General features: G+C 66.6%; 19 protein-coding genes. 8 read left to right on the forward strand and 11 right to left on the reverse strand.

What is annotated here, in order from left to right; genetic code table 11:
- Window positions 1–31 precede the first annotated feature (31 nt).
- Window positions 32–1129 carry an acyl-CoA dehydrogenase family protein gene (locus tag VZC37_RS04130; RefSeq protein WP_330431132.1) on the forward strand — a complete coding sequence of 366 codons (1098 nt, stop codon included), beginning with the start codon at window positions 32–34 and terminating at the stop codon, window positions 1127–1129.
- Window positions 1122–1907 (forward strand): acyl-CoA dehydrogenase family protein, encoded by a 786-nt coding sequence (locus VZC37_RS04135; RefSeq protein WP_330431133.1) that lies wholly within the window; start codon window positions 1122–1124, stop codon window positions 1905–1907. Before VZC37_RS04130 ends, VZC37_RS04135 begins: the two co-directional genes overlap by 8 nt.
- Before the next feature lie 222 nt (window positions 1908–2129).
- Here VZC37_RS04135 and VZC37_RS04140 read toward each other — a convergent pair whose 3' ends face one another.
- From VZC37_RS04140 to VZC37_RS04155, 4 genes are all read right to left on the reverse strand, one after another.
- Window positions 2130–2642 carry an MTB12 C-terminal domain-containing protein gene (locus tag VZC37_RS04140; RefSeq protein WP_330431134.1) on the reverse strand — a complete coding sequence of 171 codons (513 nt, stop codon included), beginning with the start codon at window positions 2640–2642 and terminating at the stop codon, window positions 2130–2132.
- Between the two features lie 206 nt (window positions 2643–2848).
- A complete protein-coding gene (locus VZC37_RS04145) occupies window positions 2849–3628 on the reverse strand; it encodes an enoyl-CoA hydratase (protein WP_330431135.1) in 780 nt (259 codons plus the stop codon).
- Window positions 3629–3658: 30 nt separating this feature from the next.
- Window positions 3659–4834 carry an acyl-CoA dehydrogenase family protein gene (locus VZC37_RS04150; RefSeq protein WP_330431136.1) on the reverse strand — a complete coding sequence of 392 codons (1176 nt, stop codon included), beginning with the start codon at window positions 4832–4834 and terminating at the stop codon, window positions 3659–3661.
- On the reverse strand, window positions 4818–5819 hold the full coding sequence (locus VZC37_RS04155) for an acyl-CoA dehydrogenase family protein (protein ID WP_330431137.1): 1002 nt from the start codon (window positions 5817–5819) through the stop codon (window positions 4818–4820). The genes VZC37_RS04150 and VZC37_RS04155 overlap by 17 nt, the downstream gene beginning before the upstream one ends.
- 197 nt (window positions 5820–6016) lie before the next feature.
- Between VZC37_RS04155 and VZC37_RS04160 the strand changes: the two genes are divergently transcribed.
- The 3 genes from VZC37_RS04160 (at window position 6017) to VZC37_RS04170 (ending at window position 8664) form a co-directional block, all read left to right on the forward strand.
- Window positions 6017–6673 carry a TetR/AcrR family transcriptional regulator gene (locus VZC37_RS04160; RefSeq protein WP_330431138.1) on the forward strand — a complete coding sequence of 219 codons (657 nt, stop codon included), beginning with the start codon at window positions 6017–6019 and terminating at the stop codon, window positions 6671–6673.
- Between the two features lie 195 nt (window positions 6674–6868).
- Window positions 6869–7591 (forward strand): acyl-CoA thioesterase, encoded by a 723-nt coding sequence (locus VZC37_RS04165; protein ID WP_330431139.1) that lies wholly within the window; start codon window positions 6869–6871, stop codon window positions 7589–7591.
- On the forward strand, window positions 7588–8664 hold the full coding sequence (locus VZC37_RS04170; RefSeq protein WP_330431140.1) for an NAD(P)H-dependent amine dehydrogenase family protein: 1077 nt from the start codon (window positions 7588–7590) through the stop codon (window positions 8662–8664). Before VZC37_RS04165 ends, VZC37_RS04170 begins: the two co-directional genes overlap by 4 nt.
- A 24-nt stretch (window positions 8665–8688) precedes the next feature.
- Here the strand turns inward: VZC37_RS04170 and meaB are convergent, their stop codons facing one another.
- Genes meaB through VZC37_RS04185 form a run of 3 tightly spaced genes read right to left on the reverse strand, consistent with a single transcriptional unit; the run spans window position 8689 to window position 12182 of the window.
- Window positions 8689–9585, reverse strand: coding sequence for a methylmalonyl Co-A mutase-associated GTPase MeaB (gene meaB, locus VZC37_RS04175; protein WP_330431141.1), 897 nt, complete (start codon window positions 9583–9585; stop codon window positions 8689–8691).
- Window positions 9578–10717, reverse strand: coding sequence for a thiolase family protein (locus tag VZC37_RS04180; protein WP_330431142.1), 1140 nt, complete (start codon window positions 10715–10717; stop codon window positions 9578–9580). Before VZC37_RS04180 ends, meaB begins: the two co-directional genes overlap by 8 nt.
- Window positions 10710–12182 carry a class I adenylate-forming enzyme family protein gene (locus tag VZC37_RS04185; RefSeq protein WP_330431143.1) on the reverse strand — a complete coding sequence of 491 codons (1473 nt, stop codon included), beginning with the start codon at window positions 12180–12182 and terminating at the stop codon, window positions 10710–10712. The genes VZC37_RS04180 and VZC37_RS04185 overlap by 8 nt, the downstream gene beginning before the upstream one ends.
- 52 nt (window positions 12183–12234) lie before the next feature.
- On the opposite strand from VZC37_RS04185, the gene VZC37_RS04190 reads away from it, so the two are divergent.
- Both VZC37_RS04190 and VZC37_RS04195 read left to right on the forward strand, forming a co-directional pair.
- On the forward strand, window positions 12235–12996 hold the full coding sequence (locus VZC37_RS04190) for an SDR family oxidoreductase (protein WP_330431144.1): 762 nt from the start codon (window positions 12235–12237) through the stop codon (window positions 12994–12996).
- The gene (locus VZC37_RS04195) at window positions 12993–13748 is read left to right on the forward strand and encodes an SDR family NAD(P)-dependent oxidoreductase (protein ID WP_330431145.1); all 756 of its coding nucleotides are present in this window, start codon (window positions 12993–12995) and stop codon (window positions 13746–13748) included. Before VZC37_RS04190 ends, VZC37_RS04195 begins: the two co-directional genes overlap by 4 nt.
- Before the next feature lie 76 nt (window positions 13749–13824).
- On the opposite strand, the gene VZC37_RS04200 is transcribed toward VZC37_RS04195, so the two are convergent.
- The 4 genes from VZC37_RS04200 to VZC37_RS04215 are packed head-to-tail and all read right to left on the reverse strand — an operon-like array spanning window position 13825 to window position 17955.
- On the reverse strand, window positions 13825–14592 hold the full coding sequence (locus tag VZC37_RS04200) for an enoyl-CoA hydratase/isomerase family protein (protein WP_330431146.1): 768 nt from the start codon (window positions 14590–14592) through the stop codon (window positions 13825–13827).
- 1 nt (window position 14593) lies between these two features.
- Complete coding sequence (locus VZC37_RS04205; RefSeq protein ID WP_330431147.1) at window positions 14594–15679, reverse strand: acyl-CoA dehydrogenase family protein; 1086 nt, start codon at window positions 15677–15679, stop codon at window positions 14594–14596.
- Window positions 15666–16571, reverse strand: a complete 906-nt coding sequence (locus VZC37_RS04210) for an acyl-CoA dehydrogenase family protein (protein WP_330431148.1) — start codon at window positions 16569–16571, stop codon at window positions 15666–15668. Before VZC37_RS04210 ends, VZC37_RS04205 begins: the two co-directional genes overlap by 14 nt.
- Window positions 16549–17955 (reverse strand): class I adenylate-forming enzyme family protein, encoded by a 1407-nt coding sequence (locus VZC37_RS04215; RefSeq protein WP_330431149.1) that lies wholly within the window; start codon window positions 17953–17955, stop codon window positions 16549–16551. Before VZC37_RS04215 ends, VZC37_RS04210 begins: the two co-directional genes overlap by 23 nt.
- Before the next feature lie 161 nt (window positions 17956–18116).
- On the opposite strand from VZC37_RS04215, the gene VZC37_RS04220 reads away from it, so the two are divergent.
- A complete protein-coding gene (locus VZC37_RS04220; protein WP_330431150.1) occupies window positions 18117–19157 on the forward strand; it encodes a ferredoxin--NADP reductase in 1041 nt (346 codons plus the stop codon).
- Window positions 19158–19223: the final 66 nt, after the last annotated feature.

Genomic DNA, 19223 nt, shown 5'->3' on the forward strand with positions numbered 1-19223 from the left:
GGTTGAACAGCAGGGAAATGAACAGTAGGGAATGAACACCGACCGATTCCGCGACGAGGTCCGGCACTGGCTCGACAGCCATGACCTGACCCCCGGGGACGACCACTCGTTCGACGCCCAGGTGGCCCAGCTCTCGCGCGTACGACGGGCTCTGTTCGATGCGGGCTGGATGCGTTACGGCTGGCCCGAAGAGGTCGGCGGACTCGGTGGCGCACCGATTCTCCGGGCAGTCCTCGGTGAGGAGGTCGCCACGAGGAACCTGGCCGAACCCGGCATCTATTCGATGATCGAAGTGCTCGCGCCGACCATGATCTCCTACGCGGCCCCCGAACTCGCAGCCGACATGGTCCCCCGGCTGCTGAACGGTGACGAACAATGGTGCCAAGGGTTCTCCGAACCCGGCTCGGGCAGTGACCTCGCATCCCTGACCACCCGGGCGGTACAGGCCGGCGACACGTGGATCATCAACGGGCAGAAGGTCTGGACAAGTCTCGCCCAGTTCGCGCAGCGGTGCGTGCTGCTCACGCGCACCGGGCCGGGTCATGACGGCATCACCGCCTTCTTCGTCGACATGGACACCCCCGGTATCACCGTGCGACCCCTGCGCACCCTGCACGGTGTCGACGAGTTCGCCGAGGTCTTCTTCGACGACGTCGTCGTGCCGGCGCACCGGATGCTCGGACGCCCCGGCGATGGTTGGCGTCTGGCGATGGATCTGCTTCCGCACGAGAGGTCGACGTGCTTCTGGCACCGCATCGCCTACCTGTTCTCCACGATGGACAAGTTGATCGGAGACGCCGAACAAGTGGACGACCTCCGGCTCGGCGAAGCGTATCTGGCCGCGCACACCGTTCGTTGTCGTTCGTACGCAACCCAACAACGGCTTGCCGCGGGTGCGGCGCTCGGACCCGAGACGTCCGTGGACAAGGTTCTCCTCGCTACCACCGAACAGCAGATCTTCGACACATACCGCGATCTCGTGCCCGGCGCGGTCGAGTGGGACGACGAGACCCTGCGATCGGAGTACCTGTACTCCCGGGCGGCGACGATCTACGGCGGCACGGCCGAGATCCAGCGCAACATCATCGCCCGCCGTCTGCTCCATCTGGGAAGAGGGGACAGTGGATAGCTCAGATCAGGAACTTCTGGCCGAGACGCTGCGCAAGGTGATGTCGACGAGCAGCGGGCCAGACCTCGACAAGAAGCTCGACGAGCTCGGCTGGCAGGAGATGCTGGCCGAGCACCCCGACGTCTCGATCTCGCTGGTGTTCCGACTGCTCGGCGAGACCGGTTCGCACAGTTCGGTTGTCAACGACGTGCTGCTGCGCGCCCACAATGGCGCGCCCGGCGAGTCGGTTTCGATGCCGTTCGCAAACGGCCGGTGGGTGCAGTGGTCGCGCGATCAGATCTGCTCGGTCGACACGGTGGACCCCGAACTGCCGCTGCACGAGGTCGCGACCGGTGACGACATACCTTGGGGCGCAGCGAGGGTCGCACTCGGATGGTGGCTGATCGGGTCGAGTCGGGCGATGTTGGAGCTCGCACGCACCCACGCGCTGGACCGCCAACAGTTCGGTCGTCCGATCGCCGCATTCCAGGCGGTGCGCCATCGCCTCGCCGAGGCCTACGTGGCCATCGAGGGCGCAGAGGCGACCCTGGCCGTCGCCGACGGCGAACTGGGCGCGATGCTCGCGAAGGCGGCCGCCGGCAAGGCCGCGTCGACCACCTCGCGACATGTGCAGCAGATTCTCGGTGGGATAGGTTTCACCGCCGAACACGCCTTCGCCGGACATGCGCGTCGTGTCCTCATGCTCGACGCACTTCTCGGAAGCAGCCGCGAACTGACCGGTGCAGCCGGCACGATGATCCGGAACGCCGGTCACGCACCGCGTCTCGTCGATCTCTGACCCCGCACCCCGGTCCCTGAGGAGGATCGGAGCGCTAGCGGAGATCCGTCACGAAGGGCCCTTCGTGACGCCACTCGCAAGCTCGCGGCTCCTCAGGGACCGAGTGGTCACCCCGCAAGCTCGCGGCCACCAGGGACCTCCCCTCTCATGACTTCGGGCCGGCCTCGATGGAGGCCGGCCCGAAGGAGATCCGCGGGGACACCCGTCGGTCACATCAATTCGTCACACGCAGTCCGGCACCCGGTCGGCACCGCCCTGCACTGCCAGCAGCGCACAGAAGGTGTCCGCCGAGACCTTCCAGGTTCCGTCCTCTTCCACCGCCTGCCCGGTCTGACCCGGCATCACAGGGTTGCCCTGCATCAGCAGGTCGTAGTTGACGTCTGCCATCCCCTCCTCGGTCACCGTGACACCGGTGACCGCGACCTCGGTCTGCGTCGCCTGCGGATCCTGGGTCATGCCCTGCAGGATCGGTTCGAAGGCCTGGCCGTTCTCGATCAGCGCCACGCGCTCGGCGGGTGGCGTCTTCCCGTTGAAGAACACCACAAAGGCGTCCGTGATCTCCTGGGTGGTGGCCTCGTCGGTAGTGGCTTCGGCGGCCGAGGTCGCCGCAGCCGAGCTGGTGCCGGCAGCCTCGGATCCGCCGGAGTCGTCGTCGCTACAGCCGGCCACGACCCCGACGATCAGGACTGCTCCGGCACACATGGCGGCGACCCGCCCCGTGAGGGTTCTGCGCATGATTGTTCCTTTCCCGTGGGCGACCGAAAAGCAGAGGCGCCCAGCAGATTCAAACGGAGGGATCGCCGGCATCGGTAGCCGGCGACCGAGATGATAATTACATTCTCACTTCAGAGAATACGACATACGAGAGTCGTTCACGTGGCGTTTTCGCAAATCCCGTCGCGCCGATCTCCCGGGCCTGCTGCCCACCCGGATCGAGCGATTCAGACCCGGCCCTTCATCTCGTCGAGTTGCGCGAGAATCGGGAACCCACTGACGCTCAGCGCATTTCCGTGGCCGGTCTGATGGATGTCGAACACCGACTGAATCGCGGCGTAGAAGCCCTGCACGTCGAGCGTCTGATTGACGGCCCGTTTGGCCTGGCGCAACGCGAATGGCGGCATCGCAGCGATCCTGCGCGCCATCTCCTCGGTGCGCGCGTCGAGTTCATCGCGGCCGACGACCAGGTTCACCATCCCCGTCTTCTCCGCTTCATCCGCGGTGACCGGCCGTCCGGTGAACAGGATCTCCTTCGCCTTGCGTGGTCCCAGTTCCCAAGTGTGCCCGTGGTATTCGACGCCACCGATACCCATCATCACCACCGGATCGGAGAACTTGGCGTCGTCGGCGGCGATGATCAGGTCACACGGCCAGCACAACAACAGCCCGCCGGCGATGCAACGGCCCTGAACGGCGGCGATGCTGGGCTTCGGTATGTTGCGCCACCGCAGGCTGTACTCCAGATACCGTCGCGACTCACCGTTGTAGATCAGTTCCAACGTGATCTTGTCCGGGCGCGGCTCACCACTGTTCAGGTCATGTCCCGACGAGAAGTGCTTGCCCTCGGCACGCAGGACGATCACACTCACGTCCGGGTCAGCGGCGGCAGCGGTCCAGGCGGCATCCAGTTCGTCGAGCAGCGCCGCGTTCTGCGCATTCGCCACCTCAGGTCGGTTGAGGGTGATTGTGGCGATCTTGTCCTTGACCTCGTACAGGATGTTCAACTTCGCCTCCGTGGTTGGGTCGGTGTTCGGTCAGCGCCTGGGTAGGCCGAGAACCCGCTCGGCGATGACATTCCGTTGGATCTCCGACGTGCCACCGGCGATGGTGTATCCGAAGCTGCGCGCATATCGTTCGAACCAACTCGCGTAGAGCATCTCGAGATCCATGTGGTGGTAGGGGGCCGTGAGACCCGGGTGAGCCAACCCGTCGCCGCCCGCCGCCGCCAATGCGTGCTCGGTGGCATTCTGGACCGCCTCGGATCCCAGGAGCTTGAGCACGGAGAGCGCGGGTACATCCTGCTCCCCGCGAGCGGCCCGGCCCAGGGCCTTCGATCCGAGCAAACGCAGCGCGTGCGAGTTCATGACGAGCGTGGCGTACCGGTCACGGTCCAGAACCGTTTCCGGCCGGTAGTCACGGAGCAGGTCCTCGAGTCGCTCGGCAAAACTGAGCCACAACAGGGTTCGCTCGTGCCCCAACGACCCGTTGGCGACGTGCCAGCCGCCGTTCAGCTCGCCGATCAGGTTTTCCTTGGGCACCCGGACGTCCTCGAAGAACACCTCGTTGAAGTCGAGGTCGGTGCGCTGCGAGATCGCGCCGAACGGTCTCCGGGTGACACCGGGTAGATCTGTCGGGATCAGAATTGCACTGATGCCCTTGTGTTTCGGCGCATCCGGGTCCGTTCGGACGAAGGTCAGCAGTACGTCGGCGTCATGCGCGCCGGATGTCCACACCTTCTGTCCGTTCACCACGAACTCGTCGCCTTCCAGGCGCGCCTTCGTGCGCAGTGACGCAAGGTCGGAACCCGCACCTGGCTCGCTCATCCCGAGCGACGCCGTGATCTCGGCACGGAGAATGCGAACGGCCCATCTGCTCTTCTGTTCGGGCGTGCCGAACGTCAGGAGCGATGCCGCGATGATGCCCAGGCCCTGCGGGTTGTAGCTGTGGTAGATCCGCCGGCGCGACAGCTCGACAAGATGGACGTACTGCTGCAGGATTCCGGCGTTGCGACCACCGAACTCAGGTGGATTGCCCGGCTGCAGCCATCCGTTGTCGAACTGAAGCCGTTGCCACTCCCGCGCCCAATCCGGGATGTCGGAACTGGATTTCGTCCGCCGAGCGGCCTGCGCCTCGGTCGGCAGATGTTCGTCGAGAAAGGCGACGAACTCGGCTCGGAACTCCTCGACGTCGCTGTCAAAGTTGAGTTGCACGGTACTCCTCGGTGATCAGTGCCCGATGCTCGTCGGATCCGCCGAGCATCAGCTCTCCCGCCTTGGCTCGCTTGAGCGGGAACTGCAGATCGTTCTCCCACGTGTAGCCCATCGCCCCGAACAGTTGGTAACCGTTGCGGAAGACGAGCGACTGGCATTCTCCGGCAGATGCTTTCGCCATCGACGCAGCCAGCATGAGGTCAGGGCCGTCGGTCGCGATGGTCAGCGCGCTGTAGTACGCGAGCGCCCGCGCACGTTCGATCGCCACGTGCATGTCGGCCGCCTTGTGCTTCACCGCCTGAAAGCTGCCGATCGCCACCCCGAACTGCTGTCGATTGGTGACATGTTCCAGGGCCAGGTCCAGAATTCGTTGCGCGGCGCCGACCATGGTGATGGACATTCCCATCAGGGCCGTCGCCCGCGCCCGGTCGACCCGGGGCTCCGGATTCCTGCGTGAATCGCTCACGCGTACGGATGGGAACGTCACATCGGCGACGTGGAGTAGCGGGTCGAAACACGGAGTCCGAGTGACGATCGCATCCGCCGCGGGCACCACGAACACCCCGGCAGCGGTCAGGACGGCGAACTGCGTGGCGCGGTCGCCGTCGAGCACCGACCTGCACGTACCGGAGAGCAGCCAACCGTCGTCGTCGAGTTGGGCCGTCACACCGGAGTACACGGCAGCACCGGGCTCCCCGGATTCCAGGAGGGCACCGGCAAGAGGCGCGCACTGCGTGGCTGTGGCCAGGAACGGCGTCGGGTCGGTCGCCGACCCCATCGCCTCGAGCGCGATCGCCAACTCCACCGCGTCGGCAGGCTCGACCAACTCCGTCCACCCCTGCTCGACGTAGGTTGCCCAGAGGGGCGACGCGTCGACTCCGTCGTCGACGACCTGGCGAATCCATGCCGGCGAGCACTCTTTCGCCAGCAGTTCCCGCACGGTCTTCCCCCAGAGCCGCTGGTCGGAATCAAACTCCACGAGCACTCCGCACACTCCTCTCGGCGTCACCGAGTCTCGTCGACCACCGCGGTCGATGAGACTGATCTATTCCAACAGTGAGAATAGCGTTCTCCGCAGATGAATGGAATACTTTCACTTTCCGAAGCCCCCTTCGCCGCAATGGGCGGTTCGCTCAGCTAAACTCGGCCTATGCATGTGCACCTCCGCGGGGAATCACGCCGATGACCAGCGCCAACGAAGAGCCCGCATGGAAGCAGCGGGCGGTCGAACGGTCCATCAAGACCGCGAAGCTACGCGCTGAGCAACGCGTGCAACGCTTCCTCGATGCCGCCCAGGCGATCATCACGGAGAAGGGCACGACCGAGTTCACCGTCCAGGAAGTCGTCGAGCGCTCCAAGCAGTCACTGCGCAGCTTCTACCTGCAATTCGACGGTAAGCACGAGTTGCTGCTGGCGCTCTTCGAGGACGCCCTGAGCAAGTCCGCCGAGCAGATCCGCGCGGCCGCAGCGACCGAGTCCGATCCGGTGGCCCGACTCCAGGTCGCGGTGTCGCTGCTGTTCGAGTTGTCCCGTCCGGACCCGAATGCCAAGCGGCCGTTGTTCAGTGACTTCGCACCACAGCTGCTCATCACCCACCCGACCGAGGTCAGGGTCGCGCACGCGCCGTTGATCGCATTACTCACCGAGTTCCTCACCGAGGCAGCCGAGGCGGACGAGCTCCGCGCCGACCTGCAACCACGCCGAGTCGCGGCGATGGTCATGCAGACCGTCATGTTCATCGCCCAATCCAGCGTCGCCACAGAGGATCCGGACAATCATCCGATCACCGCGGACGAGGTCTGGGAATTCTGCGCACAGGGGTTCGTCCGCCAGAGCTAACGCGAGAATGATGTTCTCATTTTCGTAATCTCCGATTACACTGCACGCATGGCCGCAGACTGGCGTGAGTTGTTATCCGTTCTCGAGTTGCGCGAATGCGTCCCGATCGGGGTAGGAGGCGGCGAGGCGCCGCCACGACCCAACCGGGCGGCACCTGGCCAGACCGCGGATGGGGTCTGTTTCCGGGGAGCCAACATGTCACTCCCCTACAAACGACTGTTCGGTGGACAACTGCTGGCCCAGTTCGTGGCGGCCGCAGCGATCGCCAGCCCCGACAAGACGATTCGGTCCCTCCACACCAACTTCATGCGTGAGGGTCTCGTCGATGAGGACGTCCACTACGAGGTGCACCACTGCCATCGAGGCCGATCCTTCGACACGCTCCAGGTCAGCGCCACCCAGACCGACAGGTCGATCGCCGTGGCGACTGTCGCGATGCATGTCCCCGATGGCGGCCCCGACGTGCAGACCCTGGACACGGTGCCGGATCTCCCCGGAGCCGACGATCAGCGGCAGATGAGTCTGCTGCCCTGGGAGGTCCGCTCGCACGACGATCTCGACGATCCGGCAAGTGGCCCACCTCATTACGAGATGTGGATGCGCACTCCCCCGGCCGACGACGACAGCGCGTATCCGTCGGTGGCCGCCTACGCGACCGACCTGACCGTGATCGGGACGGCACTTCGCGCACTCGACGGCTACAGCCAGGGCGGCAACGGCACTGCCTTTCACTCCGCGGTCACGTCGCACACCATGTGGTTCCACCGCCCGTTGCGCACCGACGACTGGCTGTTGATCCGGCAGGACAGCCCGATCATCGCCTCTGGTCGGTGTTACGGACGCGGCGACATGATCGCTCGAAACGGCGATCTCCTGGCCTCTTTCGCGCAGGAGGCTGTGGTGCGGATCCCGACATGACCGCTGTCGACCACGCGACATCCCGCACGGCGGACGAACCCAGAAGCGGACACCGGTGTGTCCAGTGGGCGACCGGGAACATCGGTTCCCGCGCGTTACGCGGCATCATCGGGCATCCGAGTCTGCAACTCGCCGGCGTGTACGTGACCTCTGCGGAGAAGGTCGGGGTCGACGCCGGTGTTCTCGCCGGGACGTCCACCACCGGGGTGACCGCAACCGACAGGATCGATGACATCATCGCCCTGCGTCCCGATTGTGTTCTCTACATGCCGGCGGTTCTCGACGTCGACGACGTCGAACGACTTCTCCGTTCCGGAATCAACGTCGTCACCACACGAGTCGAGTTCCACCGCCCTCGCAGCATGGATCCGGTGGTCCGCGAACGCATCGAACGGGCGTGCCGCGACGGCGGCGCGTCGATCCACTCGACCGGCAGCAGCCCCGGATTCATCACCGAGGCGCTCCCGATGACCCTCCTGTCGTTGCAGCGACATGTCGACGAGATCCGGATCGACGAGTACGCCGACCTGTCCGAGCGCAACTCACCGGATCTGTTGTTCGGGATCATGGGGTTCGGGCAGCACCCGGCCGCCTTCGACCAGGGCCGATTGGAGCATCTGCGCGCGAGCTTCGGTCCGTCGCTGCAACTCCTCGCCGAGTCCGTCGGATTGACCGTCGACACCATCGAGGTCTCCGGGGAGGTCGCCACCGTCGGGTCCGCGGTGTCGATCGCGGCAGGCATGCTCGAGTCCGGTACCGTCGGTGCCCAACGGATCACGGTGTGCGGCTGTGCGGATGGCCGCCCTGTCGTTCGCTTCCGACCGACCTGGTATTGCACCGAGCAACTCGATTCGAACTGGGATCTCCTGCCGACGGGCTGGCGAATCCGGGTGGACGGTGACGCGCCCCTCTCCGTCGACATCCGGATGCCCTTGGCCCCCGAGGATCTCGCCGAGACGACCCCCGGCTACACGGCCAATCGTGCGGTCAACGCCGTCGCCCACGTCTGTGCCGCACCACCGGGTATACGCACGAGTCTCGATCTGCCGCAGTTCGTCCCGGAGTTCGCCTGACCTCACCGATGACGGTCGGGTCGACTACCGCGGTATCACGAGGTGTTCGACGGCCGAATAGACGTCACACCGCCCGGTGACGACGTCGTCGACGACGTCGCCGAGCGCCGGATGGGTCCGCAGCCGTGTCATGGCCAGCGACAGGACCTGCGAACGCACTCGCGCGGTTCGGCGCGTCGCATCGTCGTCACGGCGGTGTCGGTCGATCGTGTCCACCAACTCGTCGATGCCCTCGGAGCGCGAGGCGACGAGCGTCAACACCGGTGCATGCGACTCCATCCGCAGGTCACGCACGGTTTGCTGGGCGCCGTCACGGTCGGCCTTGTTCACGACGAGGATGTCGGCCGCCTCGAGCAAACCCGCCTTCGCGGCCTGGACGGCGTCGCCCGCGCCGGGATTCAGAACGACGACAGTGGGATCCGCGATCGCGGACACCTCGACCTCGGACTGCCCGACACCCACCGTCTCGACGAGGACGATATCGTGCCCGAGCGCTTCGAGTAGCCGGATTGCTGCCGGCACCGCAGAGGTGAGGCCCCCGAGGTGTCCGCGGGTGGCCATCGACCGGATGAGTACATCGGGGTCATCGATGTGCTGGGTCATCCGGATACGGTCGCCGAGGAGCGCACCCCCGCTGTAGGGCGAGGTCGGGTCGACCGCGAGCACGGCCACCCGGGTGCCCCGTGCGCGGTAGGCGGCCACCAGGGCGGTGATCGTGGTCGATTTGCCCGCCCCCGGCGGTCCGGTGATGCCGATGACGGAGATGGTCCCGCGTGGGGGACCGATGGCTTCGAGTACCGATGCCCGGCCCTCGCCTTCCACATGGGTCAGCAGCCGTCCGGCCGCGCGTGCCGAGCCGCCGCGCGCGGCCGCCAACAACTCCCCGATCGGCCGGGCGTTCGTCGGCCGGTCGTCAGCCATGGACCTCGATGACCGTTGCCGATCCGAGTCCGCCGCCGGCGCACATCGATGCGACGCCGATTCCGCCTCCCCGCCTGCGGAGTTCGTAGACGAGAGTGGTGAGCATGCGGGCTCCGCTGGCGGCGACCGGATGCCCCAACGAACAGCCGCTGCCGCTGACATTCACCCGGTCGGGGTCGATGTCGAGCAGGCGCACGCATGCAAGACAGTTCGCGGCGAACGCTTCGTTGATCTCGAAGAGGTCGACGTCGGCGAGACCGAGGCCTGCTCGCTCCAGGGCCTTCGGAATCGCGGTCACCGGCGACAACCCGGTCCGTGCCGGATCGACACCCACCGACGCCCAGGACCGCACGGTGGCGAGTGCCGGCAGGCCGAGTTCGTCACTGGCCACGGCGAGCACCGCGGCCGCATCGTTGGCCCCGCAGGCGTTTCCGGCGGTGATGGAGAACCCGTCGATTTCCGGATGCAGCGGTTTGAGCGAGGCCAGCTTCTCGATGCTGGTGTCGCGGCGCGGATGTTCGTCGACCGAGAACAGACCGTGCACCGTCTTGATCGGCACGACCTCGTCGGCGAAGCGGCCTTCGTCGATCGCGGTGATGGCGTTGCGATGTGACCGCAGCGCCCACTCGTCCATCTCGGTGCGCGAGATCCCCGCCTCGACAGCGGCATTCCAGCCGACGGTGATGGACATGTCGCGGTTCGGCGCATCCGGCTGATTCGGGTGGGTCGGCGACATCCACGGGTCGATCCAGTCGTCGCCCACGCGGAACTTCGATTTCGGCGATGTGGATGCGGAGTTGACACCGCCGGCGAGGATCAACGTGTCCATCCCGGCGCGGATGCTACCGGCGGCCGTCTGCACGGCGGCCAGACCCGCAGCGCAGTGCCGGTTCACGGCCAACCCGGGCACCTCGCCGAGGCCTGCGGTGATCGCCGCGTGGCGTGCGATCACGCCGCCACCGTAGAGCCCCTCACCGAGGATGACGTCGTCGATCGGCGCCGAACCGAGATCCTCGACAACGGCCGCGACGGTGTGCTCGGCGAGATCGAATGCGTCGGTGTCGCGCAGCGTCCCCTTGAACGCGGTTCCGATCGGCGTACGCCGAGCGGCGACGATGACGGCTTCAGGCATTGTTCTTCTCCAGTTCTGGTGTCGTGTCCGAGGCTGTGAGGTCCGCCAAGAGCTTGCGACGAACCAGTTTTCCCGTCTCGGTGCGCGGGAGTTCGGTGGTGATGACTATGGAGTCGGGCGTCTTCGACGAACGCAGGCGAGCTTTCACCCAGGACCGGATCTCCTCGGGATCGCCGTCGCCGACGATCACCGCAACCAGACGCTGGCCCCATTCCGGGTCGGGGACACCGACAACCGCGGCCTCGCTGACCGCCGGGTGAGCAACGAGGACGTCTTCGATCTCGGCCGGGGCGATGTTCTCGCCCCCACGGATGATCGTGTCGTCGGCCCTGCCCTCGATGTAGAGGTAGCCATCGGCGTCGAGTCGGCCGAGGTCGCGGGTGGCGAACCAACCGCCGTCGTCGAGCACACTGCGATCGCCGTACTCACCCGAGATCTGGTCACCACGCACGTAGACGAGGCCGTCCTGCCCAGGAGGAAGGAGCGCGCCCCTCTCGTCGCGGATCTCGACGTCGATCCCCGGCAACGCACGGCCGACGGAGCCGAGCCGCGCACGTACCGCGGGATCGGATGATGCTGCGGCGCTGCGATGATCGTCCGGAGCCAGCACGGCGATCGACGAGGCGGTCTCGGTGAGGCCGTAGGCGTTGACGAATCCCGTCTCCGGCAACACCTCGAGCGCACGTTCGATCACCGGCCGCGGAGTCCGCGCGCCGCCGTAGGCGAGACTAGCCAGCGAGGGGATGCCGCCGCCGTCCTCGGCGAGGACGTCGACCACACGTGCGAGCATCGTCGGCACGAGCATGGCATGGGTCACCGACTCCTCCCGCACCGTGTCGATCCACTGCCGGGCGTCGAAACTGCTCGCATAGACGACCCGGCGTCCCGTGTAGAGATTCGACATCAGGTTCGTGAGACCGGCGATGTGATATGGCGGAACAGCGATGAGCGTTGCGTCATCCACTGCAGCGGAGGCGAACTCGAGAGTGTTCAGCACATATGCCATGAGATGCCGATGGCGCAGGACCGCAGCCTTGGGTTCCGAGGTCGTGCCACTGGTGTAGATCACCACCGCGATCGCGTCCGGGTCGGTGAGGTCGCCGTCGAGATCCTCGTCCGCCGGATCGGGTCGATCGTCGAGTTCGGCGATCCACCCGTCGACATCCGCCGACCGCAGGATTCGCGCCCCGTCGTGTTTGGCTTCCAGAGCGGTGAGAGCAGCGTCCCCGAGCCGGTAGTTCAGCGGCACGAACGGGATTCCGGCGTAGACGGCGCCGAACAGGGCCACCGGATAGGCGAGGTGGTTGACCCCTTCATAGACGATGGCGGTCGCACCACGAACCGAATCAGCAGCCCTGCGTGCCAGTCGCTGCAGCTCGGACGCCGTGACGGAGCGTTTGCCCGACGTCACGACCAATCGGTCGTCGAGGCTTGACGCCATATCGAGAATCATGGTGATGTTCATGAGAACATTATTCTCTCAGAGTGAGAGCACAAGTTGCAAGAAGGGAGATCTCATGGAGATCAGAGGGAGCTCTGCGGTCGTCGTCGGTGGCGCCGGGGGCCTGGGCGAGGCGACCGTGCGACGCCTCCATGCCGCAGGCGCCCACGTGGTGATCGCCGACCTCGCGGATGAGAAGGGCAAGGAACTCGAGGCCGAGCTCGGGGTGCGCTACGTGCGCACCGACGCAACGGTCACCGAAGACGTCAACGCCGCGATCGCGGAGGCCGAGGAGAAGGGTCCGTTCCGGATCTCGGTCGACACGCATGGTGGTCCCGCGTCGGGTGGCCGCCTCGTCGGCAAGGACGGCAGCCCACTCGATCTCGACGGCTTCCGCACCACCATCGACGTCTATCTGACCGGCGTCTTCAATGTGATGCGATTGTCGGCGGCCGCCATCGCACGTCAGGAGGCCGGCGAGACAGGCCGTGGCGTCATCGTGAACACCGCCTCGATCGCCGCGTACGAGGGGCAGATCGGTCAGCTCCCCTATTCTGCCGCCAAAGGCGGTGTGGTCGGCATGACGCTCGTCGCGGCCCGCGACCTGTCGCCACTCGGTATCCGCGTGGTGACGATCGCGCCCGGGACGTTCAACACACCGGCCTACGGGAAGCATGCCGACATGCTCGAAGAGCATTGGGGCAAGCAGGTTCCGTGGCCCAAGCGGATGGGCCAGTCGCCGGAGTACGCGGCGCTCGTCGAGCACATCTGCAGCAACGACTACCTCAACGGCGAGGTGATCCGCCTCGACGGCGCCCTGCGGTTCCCACCGAAGTGAGCGGCCCGCTCGACGGGCAGGTCGCCTTCGTCGCCGGGGCCAGCCGCGGTATCGGCGCCGCCATCGCCACCGCGCTGGCCTCGGCGGGCGCCGCCGTCGCGGTCGCCGCCCGGACCGAGACCGAAACCCGGGTTCCGGGAACGATTCACACCGTCGCCGACGGCATCAACCGCGGCGGTGGTGTCGCGCTGCCGGTGGTGTGTGACGTGACCGACGAGGGGTCGGTCACGGCTGCTGTCGACGATGTGGTCCGCGAACTCGGTGGCATCGACATCGTCGTCGCCAATGCGGGGGTCCTGTGGCTCGGCCCGGTGGAGACCACGCCCGTCAAGCGCTGGCAGCTGTGTCTCGACGTCAATCTCACCGGCACCTTCCTGGCGACGAAGGCGGCCATCCCGCATCTGCGGGCGCGGGGCGGCGGTTCGCTCATCGCGGTCACCACGAGCGGGGTCGGCATGCTCGATCGCGGTTCGAACGCCTATTGGGTGTCGAAGGCTGCGGTGGAACGTCTCTATCTCGGCCTGGCACAGGATCTTCGCGCCGACGACATCGCGGTGAACTGTCTGAGTCCGTCGCGGGTGGTCCTCACCGAGGGCTGGCAGGCGGCCGGCGGTGGGCGGGAGATCCCACCGGACATGGTGGAGCCGCCGGAGACGATGGGCGCCGCGGCGGTTCAGCTCGCCACTCAGCGCGCCGACGGTATCACCGGCACGGTACAGCGATCCGAACAGCTCCTCGCACAGGTCATCTGAGTTTCGAATGCGGTAGCGGTGCCGCCCGGTCCTGAGAGGGATCGACCGGGCGGCACCGCGCCCCGCGGGGAGCCGATCAGCTCTTCGGTGCGGTCAGCCGGGCGATGGTCGCCCGGAAGTCCTCGGTCTGGAACGACTGGTCCTCGGCGACATTCGCGTAGTCGAGGCTGGCCAGCACGGCCCGCTCCAGATGGATGTTCAGCATCCGCTTGGTGGACTCGACCGCCTGCTGCGGCAGTTCCATCATCTTCTTCGCACAGGCGATCGCCTCGCTGAGCGGGTCGTCGACGACGTGGTTGGCGAGGCCGAGCGACACGGCGCGTTCGGCGTCGATGCGGGTGCCGGTGAGTGCGAACTCCTTGGCCTGCAACAGACTGATGTGCAGCGGCCAGGTGAGCGGTCCCCCGTCTGCGGCGACGAGGCCCACCTGCACATGCGGATCGGCAAGGTAGGCAGTCGGATTCATGTACACCATGTCGCTGAGCGCCACGAGGCTGCAGCCCAGCCCCACCGCCGGGCCGTTGACGGCCGCGATCACCGGCACCCGGCAACGCGCCATACCCAGGACCAGTTCACGACCGTGCCGGATGGTCTTGGCGCGCAGCGCGGAGTCGCCGCCGAGCGCCTTGAGATAGCCGAAGTCGCCGCCGGCGGAGAAGGCCTTTCCGTTGCCGGTCAGCACGGCGGCGCGGACCTCCTGATCCTCGCTGAGCCTCGTCCACAGCTCGGCGAGTCCGGAGTGCAGCGGGTCGTTGACCGCGTTCAGCGCCTCCGGCCGGTTGAGGGAGATGATCCGCAGCGCGCCCTCAGCTGCGACGTCGATCTCCTCGGGCATCCCGTACATGTCACACTCCCAATCCGAGCAGTCTCGATGCGATGATGTTCTTCTGGATCTGCGAGGTCCCGCCCATCACGCTCTGGGCGCGGCTGTAGAGATACGAACCGAACAGTTCGGGATCGCGGGTGCCGCCTGCCGACAGCGCCGCGTGGCCGACCGACTGATCCACCCAGGTCATCAGCAGTTTGTCGAGCGACCCCTCCGACGTGTGCGACAACCCGTCGAGCTGCTCGGACAGGCGACGCCGCACGTGCAGCCGCAGCATCTCGGTCTGTACGGCGGCCCAGGCGATCTCGTCGGAGTGCTCGTCGGAGCGGGCGGCGAGGTGCCGGACCAGTTTGCCGTAGCGCGCGACGTACCCGAGGGTGGACGGTTCGCGTTCGTGGCCGACCACCGTCATCGCCAGCGGCCATCCCTCACCCGGGGCGCCGACCATCTGATCGGCCGGCACCCGCGCACCGTCGAAGGCCACCTGACCGAACTCGGTGGTGATGCCGCTGATCATTTTCAGAGGTCGCTGTTCGATGCCGGGTTGATCCATGGAGACGATGAACGCGGAGATGCCGCGGTGACGCGGCGCCTCGGAGTCGGTGCGGGCCAACAGCAGACACCAGTCGGCGACGTCGGAATAGCTCGTCCAGATCTTGTGCCCGTTGATGACGTACTCGTCGCCCTCGAGGGTCGCGGTGGTGCGCAACGACGCGAGGTCCGAGCCGGCGCCGGGCTCGGAGAAACCCTGGCACCAGCGTTCGGTCCCGTTGATCATGCCCGGCAGGAAGCGTTGCTGCAGTTCGGTGCTCGCATGCCGGCCGAGGCCGTGCAGCAGGTAGCCCAGGCTGGGACGCGGTGGGGCGGCGGCACGGGCCAGTTCCTCGTCGAGGATCACGTCGTAGACGGCGGGAAGGTCCTGGCCACCGAACTCGGCCGGCCAGGACAGCCCGAAGAAGCCGGCACCGTAGAGCGCCTGATGCCATTCACCTTGGCGTTCCCAGTACTCGTCACCCGATGTCGGGAAGTCACTCGCGTTGTCGGCCAGCCACGTTCGCAGCCGATCGCGGAATGCGGCTTCGTCGGCGGAATCACGGTAGTCCAATGTTGATCTCCTTCAGGCTCACCGGGAGCGTCTCGGTCGCCACCAGCACTCGTCGCAGGTACACGTGGGCCAGGCATTCCCAGGTGTTGCCGATGCCGCCGTGGACCTGGATCGCGTTCTCACACACGGTTCGGGCGGCGCGTGCGGCATAGAGCTTGGCCATCCGCGCGGCGTTCTCGGCCACGTCAGGCTCGAGTTCGTCGACGGCCCAGGCGGCGTGCCGCACGATGCTCGTGGTCCCCTCCAGCAGGGCGAGGCTGTCGGCGAGCATGTGGGCGATCGCCTGATACGAGCCGATCGGCTTGCCGTACTGTTCGCGGATCTTCGCGTAGTCGCAGGCCAGTGCGTGCGCACCGCGGGCGGCGCCGAGCATGTCTGCGGCCGTGGTCGCGAGCACGAGCACGCGCCACCGGCGGGCATGTTCCTCGGACAGGACACCGATAGGCTCATCATCCAGTACGGCAACGGGTTTGGCCATGCGGGTGAGGTCGGGAGAGGCGACCGCGGCGCCCGCGCTGCCGGATCGCACACGGCGATCGTCGAGCGTCATCACCCGCTCGTAGCCGTCGGAATCCAAGGCAATCGAGTCGATCGCCACGGTGGCCGGCACCTCGTCGTCGAAGTGCCGGGCGAGATCGTCGGCGAGGATGGGCCCGAGGAAGGCCGCGTCGACGAGGCCGCGGCCGAACTCCTCGGCGACTATCGCCACCTCGACGCCTGATGCGCCGTCGGAGCGCAACCGGCACCATCCGGTCCGGCCGATCGCCGCCCTCAGCCGTTCGCGGCGGGCCGCGTCGTCGAGGTCGGCCACCGAGCCCGGCCCGAGATCGTCCGCGAGCTTGGCAGCGGCGTCACGCAGCAACGCCTGTTCACTTGTCAGCCGGACATCCATGGTTCTCCTTCAACACTCGACGCAGCACCTTCCCGGAGGGCAGACGCGGGATGTCGTCGACGACGACGATCTCGCTGGGACATTTGTAGGTGGCCAGCCGCTCGGCGACGGCCTCGATCAGTTCGTCGTCGGCGGCGGGGCCGCTCAGCGCGACGGCCGCCACGATCCGCTCACCGATGACGCTGTCGGGCACGCCGAACACCGCGCAGTCGGCGACCGCGGGATGCGTGTGCAGCACCGACTCGACCTCGGCGGGCGCGACCTGGAAGCCGCGGGTCTTGATCATCTCCTTGGACCGGTCGGTCAGGAAGATCCAACCGTCGTCATCGACGTATCCGACGTCGCCCGTGCGGTACCAACCGTCATCGAAGGCCTCGTGATTGGCATCGGGCGGGAGGTAGCCCGTCATCAGCGATGGGGCGCGCAGCTGGATCTCACCTGGAGCACCCAGCGGCACAGGACTTCCCGTGTCGAGATCGACAATTCTCAGCTCGACCCCGGGCACGGTCTTGCCGACACTGTCGAGCCGCGGCCCGTCGAGCGGATTGCAGGCGATGACCGGTATCTCGCTGGCACCGTAGGCCGGGACCCACTCCACCCCGGTGCGCCTGGTGACCGTATCGGCCACGCTGTGCGTCACCGGTGTGGCGCCCCACATGATGTAGCGCAGCGAGGACAGGTCAAATGTCTCGAGGGCGGGATGCGACGCGATGGCGAGCGCGATGGGCGCGACCGCCATCTCGATGGTGATGCGGTCCTCGGCGATGCGGCGCAGCAGCAGATCGAGATCGAAGCGCCGTTCGAGGCGGATTCGGGCGCCGACATCCATCGCGGTGACGATGTTGAGCAGACCGAGAATGTGCGATGGCGGGGTCACCACCTGGATGCGATCCGCCGAGGTCATCTGCAGCGCATCGCGCCAGTGCACGATCGCGGCACGCAGTGAGCGGTGTGAATGCCGCACCGCCTTGGGCATACCCGTGGTGCCCGAGCTGAAGACCAGGACCGCGTCGGCTTCGGGATCGGGTTCGGACGACCGGACCGGTTCCGGCGACGGAGTGACCGGCTCGTCGAGGTCCAGCATCGGGGCCAACGAGGCGAGTACAGGGCTGTCGCCGACGCCGATCGTCGCCTCGGAGACCGCGAGCGCATGCCGCACCTCCGTGGCCTTCCATGCCGGACTGATCAGCACGACCGCTGCGCCCAGCTGCCAGATCGCATAGGTCGCCGCCACGAACTCGGGGCGGTTCGACGACATCAACGCGACACGTGCACCCGCTTCCACGCCGTGGGCGGAGAGGCTGCGCGCATAGCCGTTGACCAGCGCGTCGATCTGCGACCGCGTGTACTCACGATCGTCGAAGACCAGCGCCGCCTCGGCCACCTGCCACCTCGATCCTGGTCCACCGGTCGCCGGCGACCGTCTCCGCACACCCTTGAGAAGTTGATCCGTTCAATGAGAGAATATAATTCTCATCTAGACAGAATTGCAATGCCCGACACTGATACCGTCATCCGTGACCGGACCGTTGAGAGGAACCAATCGTGGCCAGACCCCCGCTGTTCCAGCGAGCCACCGTGACCCGGGTCGTCAAGGAGACCGACGACGCGCGGACGTTCACGCTCGAACCGGAGTCAGGCCCGTTGAGTTATCGCGCCGGACAGTTCTGCACGTTCCGGGTGACCGTCGAGGGCGAGGTCCTCTACCGCTCGTACTCGATGTCGAGCGCGCCCGAGTCCGACTCCGAACTCACCACCACGGTCAAGCGGGTTCCGGGCGGTCGGGTGTCAAACTGGATTCTGGACAACGTCGGCGAGGGTGATGTGCTGGAGATGACGCGCGCCGCCGGCACGTTCTGTCTGCAGGCCACCGATGTCCCGCTACTCGGTTTCAGTGGGGGCAGCGGCGTGACTCCGGTTCTGTCCCTCACCAAGAGCGCGCTGGCCACCACCGACCGGCCGGTTCGCCTGCTGTGTGCGGACCGTGATCGCGAGTCGATCATCTTCGAGACCGCGATGGCCGAGCTGCAACGTCAGTACCCCGACCGGTTCTCGGTGGTGCGCAGCCTCGACGACGACGGCGGCTTCCTGACCGAGGCCGCGGTGCGCGAGTTCGTCGGTGACGACACCCACGCGGACAGCTATGTGTGCGGGCCCGAACCGTTCATGGCGCTCGTCGAGTCGGCGTTGACGGGGTCCGGGACCGTGTTTGTCGAGCGGTTCGGTACGGCCGCACCGATACCGGACGCCGATGCGGAGGATGCCGCGGAGTCCGCCGCACCCGCCGACGAGATGCCGGAGGCAGATGATGCGGGCAGCCTCACGATCAAGCTCGGCCGCAAGAAGATCACTGTGCCCCGCGTCCCCGGCGAGACCATCCTCGAGGCGGCGCGGCGCGGTGGGCTGACGCCACCCTTCTCCTGCGAGGCCGGCAACTGCGCGACGTGTATCGCCCATCTCGACGAGGGCACGGCGACGATGCGCGTCAATGATGCCCTCGAGGACGACGAGATCGAAGACGGATATGTCCTCACCTGCCAGGGTGTTCCGGACACGCCGAATACCGTCGTCGATTACGAAGACTGACGTTTCGGCCAACACGTTTCACCCGAATATCGTTTCACTGCATCATATTTCAACCCGTATCACCGT

The organism is Gordonia sesuvii, from assembly GCF_036350415.1.
In the GTDB taxonomy this organism is placed as follows: domain Bacteria; phylum Actinomycetota; class Actinomycetes; order Mycobacteriales; family Mycobacteriaceae; genus Gordonia; species Gordonia sesuvii.

Bases quoted from the DNA above. Each gene is read 5' to 3' on its own strand.
- VZC37_RS04190 (WP_330431144.1), top strand. From the start codon at position 12,235: ATGGAGATCAGAGGGAGCTCTGCGGTCGTCGTCGGTGGCGCCGGGGGC.
- meaB (WP_330431141.1), bottom strand. From the start codon at position 9,585: ATGGCTGACGACCGGCCGACGAACGCCCGGCCGATCGGGGAGTTGTTG.
- VZC37_RS04130 (WP_330431132.1), top strand. From the start codon at position 32: ATGAACACCGACCGATTCCGCGACGAGGTCCGGCACTGGCTCGACAGC.
- VZC37_RS04200 (WP_330431146.1), bottom strand. From the start codon at position 14,592: ATGTACGGGATGCCCGAGGAGATCGACGTCGCAGCTGAGGGCGCGCTG.
- VZC37_RS04160 (WP_330431138.1), top strand. From the start codon at position 6,017: ATGACCAGCGCCAACGAAGAGCCCGCATGGAAGCAGCGGGCGGTCGAA.
- VZC37_RS04165 (WP_330431139.1), top strand. From the start codon at position 6,869: ATGTCACTCCCCTACAAACGACTGTTCGGTGGACAACTGCTGGCCCAG.
- VZC37_RS04185 (WP_330431143.1), bottom strand. From the start codon at position 12,182: ATGAACATCACCATGATTCTCGATATGGCGTCAAGCCTCGACGACCGA.
- VZC37_RS04180 (WP_330431142.1), bottom strand. From the start codon at position 10,717: ATGCCTGAAGCCGTCATCGTCGCCGCTCGGCGTACGCCGATCGGAACC.
- VZC37_RS04140 (WP_330431134.1), bottom strand. From the start codon at position 2,642: ATGCGCAGAACCCTCACGGGGCGGGTCGCCGCCATGTGTGCCGGAGCA.
- VZC37_RS04210 (WP_330431148.1), bottom strand. From the start codon at position 16,571: ATGGATGTCCGGCTGACAAGTGAACAGGCGTTGCTGCGTGACGCCGCT.
- VZC37_RS04170 (WP_330431140.1), top strand. From the start codon at position 7,588: ATGACCGCTGTCGACCACGCGACATCCCGCACGGCGGACGAACCCAGA.